We start from the raw sequence: 5,032 nt of genomic DNA, 5'->3' as shown, positions 1-5,032 counted from the left end.
CCCACCCCGGCCGAACTGGCCAGACTGCGCACGGCACTTGACGCACTGATCTCGAGGGCGGAGGTCGGTTGACGACCACCCCGTGGGCTACGGCTTGTGGGTCACCCAGAGCAGTTCCGCCGGCCAGCGGTGTGCCCAGTCGGGTGGGTCGGTTTCGTTGTAGCCGTTGGGTGCTCCGAGTTCGGGCCGCGGCTCGATGAGGTCGTCGATGACGAGACCCGCGCCGCGCAGGACCTTGACCCAGTCGCCGTAGGTGAGTTGATAGCTGGTCGCGCCGTCGCCTTCGGCGATGGTGTTCAGCCCGAAGTAGTCCTGCCGCAGCGTCCTGGTCACGCGGCCGGCGGCTTCGTCGTAGCACGCCTCGAACCATGGGCTGGCGACGTTGAACACCAGGCGCCCGCCTGGGCGCAGGACGCGTGCGGCCTGCGGAACGGCCAGGTGCGGGGGCGCCCAGCTGAGCCCACCGAAGTCGCAGAACACCAGGTCGAAGCTGGCTGCGGCGAACGGGAGTTGTTCGGCGGCGCCTTGCACCAGCGGGTAGCGGGCCGTTCCCATCGCGCGGGCCGCCGCGGCGAGTTGGGCCTCGGACAGGTCGAGCCCGATCACGGTGGCGCCCTCGGCGGCGAGCGCCCTGGACCACTGGCCGGCGCCGCAGCCGAGTTCGAGGACGCGCTTGCCGGTGACGTCGCCCAGGGCGCGCAGGTGCGCGTCGGGGATGGAGTACATGCCCCACAGCCGCGGTGCGGCGCCGATGCGCGGATCGTGCTCATGCTGGTAGGCGCCGCTGATCCGGTTCCAGAGCCGCCGGTTGGCGGGGATGCTCTCCACGTGCCGACTCCACCACTGCCTGCCGGGGGCGGTCAATACGATCCCGGGGGGGGCGGTCAATACGATCAAGGCACCGGCCGACCCTCGCCTCGGTCCGGCTCCGGGTCGGCCCATGATCCGCCGGACGCGTGCTACGCCTCGGCCCGCTCGCCCCTCCCCCGGGCCCGCTCCCGCCGGTACGCCTCCGCCCGGGCGAGGTAGTCCCGGTGCTCCTGCTCGTGGTCCGGCGGCAGATCCGGCTCGTCGGTGGTGGCGAAGAACTGCACCAGGGCATCGTTGGAGCTCGCGGCCAGCTCTCCGGAGCGGGCGAACATGGCCGACTCGTAGTGGGCGACCGCCTCGTCGAGAGTGGCCGCCGGGTCGGGTCCGACCGCACGGCTGACGGCGTGCGCCAGTTCCGCGCCGTCCAGCATCGCGAGGTTGGCGCCGTGGCCGCCGAAGGGTGCCATCAGATGGGCCGCGTCCCCGATCAGTGTGACTCCGGGGACGTGGTCCCAGGTGAGCGGGGCGGGCAGCGCCCAGAAGGACCGCGGCACGTAGTCGCCGTCGTTGCGGACGATCAGCGTGCGCATGACCGGCGACCAGTGGCCGAACTCCCGTACGAGGTAGGCACGGATGCTCTCCCGGTCGGTGAGGTCCACGCCGGCCGCGATGTGCCAGTCCGGTGCGGCGCGGAACGCGATGTAGCCGCGGACTACGCCGTCGCTGTTGCGCTGAAGGATCACCGCGCGGCCGTCGTTGTCGTTGGAGAACAGATGGCCGGCGCCGACGATCGCGGCGACCTCGGGGTGACGTGAGTCGACCTCGTCGAACCGGGCGTCCAGGAAGCAGACCCCGAGGTGCCGCGGGGCGGCGTCGCTGACCAGGGGGCGGACCTTCGACCACGCCCCGTCGGCACCGATCACCAGGTCGGCCGGCACGGTGGTGCCGTCGGCGAACTCCAGGAGGTGTCCGCCGTCGCCGAGCGGGTTCACACGGACCAGCCGGTGGCCCCAGCGAACGGTGCCGGGCCTCAGGTGGTCGAAGACCATACGGCGCAGCCTGCCGCGGTCGATCTCCGGCGCGGCCTCGTCGCCGGGGCCCGGGGTGAACTCCGCCAGGACCGTGCCGTGGTGGTCGCGGCGGGTCTTGGCCTGCCCCTCCGGCCGGGCCCGCGCCAAGAAGGCGTCGAGCAGCCCGGCGTCCTCAAGGGCGATCTGCCCGGAGTCGGCGTGCAGGTCGAGCGTGCCGCCGGGATCGCGGGAGTCCACGGCCTCGTCGGCGTCGTACACCGTGACCTCGATGCCGTGCCCTTGCAGGACGCGGGCGCAGGTCAGACCGGCGGGCCCGCCGCCGATCACGCAGATCCGGGGTGTGCTTCGGGGTGTGCTGTTCGTCATCGGGACCTTCCCCTCGGGTGGCGCGGGTCGCGAACGAGTCGCGACAGCACCCAGCTGGATGCAACCGCTAAAAAAGCGTAACAGCTCAACTTTCTAATTCGCTCCACGATCGCGATAAGGTGACCCGGTGACCGAGATGGGGCGCCGAGAGCGCAAGAAGGCAGCCACCCGCCAGGCCCTCGCGGACGCCGCGCTGCGGCTGTTCTCCGAGCGGGGGTACGACGAGGTCGGGGTGCGGGAGATCGCCGACGCGGCCGACGTCTCGGTGACGACGCTCTTCAAGCACTTCCCCGACGGCAAGGAGGCGCTGGTCTTCGACCAGGACGTGGACCGTGAGGCGGCCCTGGTCGCGGCCGTCCGCGAGCGCCCCGCAGGCCAGTCCGTACCGCGGGCCCTGCACCGGCTGCTGCTGGGCGAGCACTCCCGGCGGGTCCACGACGACCCCCGCTTCGACGACTTCCTGCGCCTGGTCGACACCACCCCGGCCCTGCGCGAGTACGCCCGCCGGATGTGGCTACGGCACGAGCACGCCCTGGCCGCGGCGATCGCCGACGACGCCGGGCTGCCCGCCGACGACCCGAGCTGCCGCGCCCTGGCCCACTTCGCCCTGGAGGCACCCGTCCTCGTCCGCGGCTCGAACGATCCCGGCACCGCCCTCGACCGGGTCTTCGACCTGCTCGACAAGGGCTGGACGGAGCACCGGCAGAAGTAGCCGTACGACAGTTCCGCCTGCGCTTTTGCATGGTCCGGCACTGCTCGACCGTGATCGACTTCCGCTGCCCGGTGAAGGGGAACCAGCCCCGGACACCGCCGCGGCCCGGAACCTCGACCCACGTGAAGGAATCAGTCGGACATGAACAAGATCAAGGCCGCTCTCGTCGCCGCCACCATCGCCCTGGGCGGCATCGGCATCGCCGCCGCGCCGGCCCAGGCGGACACCTGCAAGCTCATGGGCAAGGCCTACAACTGCGGCTACACCGTGACGTCCGAGCCGCTCCCGAACGGCACGGAGCAGGTGTTCGTCATCGGCACCGACCGCGCGGTGTGGACGAACTGGAGCCTGCCCGACGGCAGTTGGTACGGATGGGAGTCCATGGGCGGCGTCGCGCAGAGCGGGATCTCCATCTGGGACGTGAGCGACGGCGGCTGGGTGTTCTCGATCGTCATCACCGGCACCGACGGCAACCCCTGGCACCGCACACGCTCCGCCGGCGGCACCTGGTCCCCCTGGTCCCTTCCCACCTGCCCCGAGCCGGACTACAACGCGTCGTGCTGATCTCCGGCGCGGGCGGCCTCGCGCCCACGAAGGGCACCCGGGACGGAGACAGCGGCCGAGCGGGTGAGGCAGACCGGGCGGGCCCGGCGGCCGCGGCCTAGGTTGGGGGCAGGGCACCGGCGGCAGCGGGTACGAGGAGCGGCGAGATGGCGGCAGAAGTGGATCACGCGGCCCTGTTCGCGGCCGTCCCGACCCCTTGTCTGGTGCTGGGCCCGGATCTGGTGATCGTGGACGTCAACCGCGCCTACCTGGAGACCACCGGCCGGACGCGGGACGGCCTGGTGGGCCGGCACATCTCGCAGGCGTTCCCCGACAACTCCGGTGATCCGGACGCCGACGGGGTGGGGAACATGAACGCCTCCCTGCGCCGGGTGCTGGCCACCCGAAGACCGGACACGATGCCGCTCCAGAAGTACGACGTCCCCGTCCCGCACCGCCCCGGCATCTCCGAGGAACGCTGGTGGTCCCCGGTGAACACCCCCGTCCTCGGCCCGGACGGACAGGTGGCGTGGATCATCCACCGGGGCGAGGACGTCACCGCGTTCGTCAAGGCCCATCAGGCGACCCGTCCCGCGGGCGTCCGGGTGGGCGAGAAGCTGGAGGCGGCCGAGTCGTTGGAGGCGGAGCTGTACGCACGGGCGCGGGAGCTTCAGCGGCTGAACGAGGAACTGCGCCAGGCCCACACCCGCGAGCGCGAGGTCGCCGTCACCTTGCAGGAGGCCATGCTGCACACCCCCGACCTGGCACAACACTCGCAGGACGTGGTGGTGCGCTACCAGCCGGCGGTCGGTTCGCTGAATGTGTGCGGCGACTGGTACGACGTCGTCGACATCCCCCCGGACCAGCTGGCGCTGGCCGTCGGCGATGTCATCGGCCATGGCCTCCAGGCCGCCGCGGTCATGGGGATGCTGCGCAGCGCCCTGTCGGCCGCCGTGCGCGCCCTCGCGCGCCCCGCGCAGGCTCTGGAGGTGCTGGGCCTGTACGCCCGGTCGATCGACGACGCGCTGGGCACGACCGCGGTCAAGGCCATCGTCGACCGGCGGAGCCAGCTGATCACCTACAGCAGCGCCGGACACCTGCCCCCGATCCTGGTGCACACCGACGGCCGGACCGAGCTGCTGGACCAGGCGACCGACCCACCGCTGGGCGCACGGCCGCAGCATGTGCCCCGCCCGCAGGCCAGCCTCCACTACAAGCCGGGCGACACGCTGGTGCTGTACACCGACGGGCTCATCGAACGCCGCGACGAGGACATCGACACCGGCCTGAACCGTCTGATCGACACCCTGTCCGAGTGCAGCCGCCTGGGTCCGGAACAGGTGGCCGACACCGTCCTGGCCCGCCTCGGTGTGGCCGGCGGCGGCCGCGACGACGTGGCCCTCGTCGTCGTCCGGCTCTAGGGCCTGTCTGACAATTCCCGTCTGCCGCGCGACGCCATGCACGCACTCTCGCGGCACCGGGCGCAGACCCAAGTACGTCCAGTACGAGGGCCTACGCCCGGCACCCCGAGAGCACGCACCTGACGCCGCGCGGCCGCCCTCCGGGCGAC

General features: G+C 71.9%; 5 protein-coding genes. 3 read left to right on the top strand and 2 right to left on the bottom strand.

What is annotated here, in order from left to right; all coding sequences use genetic code 11:
• Positions 1-87 precede the first annotated feature (87 nt).
• Both CCN72_RS35240 and CCN72_RS35235 read right to left on the bottom strand, forming a co-directional pair.
• Positions 88-828, bottom strand: a complete 741-nt coding sequence (locus tag CCN72_RS35240) for a class I SAM-dependent methyltransferase (RefSeq protein WP_086812441.1) — start codon at positions 826-828, stop codon at positions 88-90.
• Positions 829-959: 131 nt separating this feature from the next.
• Positions 960-2,207, bottom strand: coding sequence for an FAD-dependent oxidoreductase (locus CCN72_RS35235; RefSeq protein WP_086812439.1), 1,248 nt, complete (start codon positions 2,205-2,207; stop codon positions 960-962).
• Positions 2,208-2,343: 136 nt separating this feature from the next.
• On the opposite strand from CCN72_RS35235, the gene CCN72_RS35230 reads away from it, so the two are divergent.
• From CCN72_RS35230 to CCN72_RS35220, 3 genes are all read left to right on the top strand, one after another.
• A complete protein-coding gene (locus CCN72_RS35230; RefSeq protein WP_208638184.1) occupies positions 2,344-2,919 on the top strand; it encodes a TetR/AcrR family transcriptional regulator in 576 nt (191 codons plus the stop codon).
• Positions 2,920-3,060: 141 nt separating this feature from the next.
• A complete protein-coding gene (locus CCN72_RS35225) occupies positions 3,061-3,483 on the top strand; it encodes a DUF8189 domain-containing protein (protein WP_086812435.1) in 423 nt (140 codons plus the stop codon).
• A 146-nt stretch (positions 3,484-3,629) separates the two neighbouring features.
• Positions 3,630-4,883, top strand: a complete 1,254-nt coding sequence (locus CCN72_RS35220) for a PP2C family protein-serine/threonine phosphatase (RefSeq protein WP_086812433.1) — start codon at positions 3,630-3,632, stop codon at positions 4,881-4,883.
• Positions 4,884-5,032: the final 149 nt, after the last annotated feature.

Source organism: Streptomyces murinus, assembly GCF_002154555.1.
GTDB classification, from domain to species: domain Bacteria; phylum Actinomycetota; class Actinomycetes; order Streptomycetales; family Streptomycetaceae; genus Streptomyces; species Streptomyces murinus.
Note: the sequence above shows the minus strand (reverse complement) of the source record. Positions and strands in the feature narration are given on the sequence as shown.

Bases quoted from the DNA above. Each gene is read 5' to 3' on its own strand.
- CCN72_RS35235 (WP_086812439.1), bottom strand. From the start codon at position 2,207: ATGACGAACAGCACACCCCGAAGCACACCCCGGATCTGCGTGATCGGC.
- CCN72_RS35230 (WP_208638184.1), top strand. From the start codon at position 2,344: ATGGGGCGCCGAGAGCGCAAGAAGGCAGCCACCCGCCAGGCCCTCGCG.
- CCN72_RS35225 (WP_086812435.1), top strand. From the start codon at position 3,061: ATGAACAAGATCAAGGCCGCTCTCGTCGCCGCCACCATCGCCCTGGGC.
- CCN72_RS35220 (WP_086812433.1), top strand. From the start codon at position 3,630: ATGGCGGCAGAAGTGGATCACGCGGCCCTGTTCGCGGCCGTCCCGACC.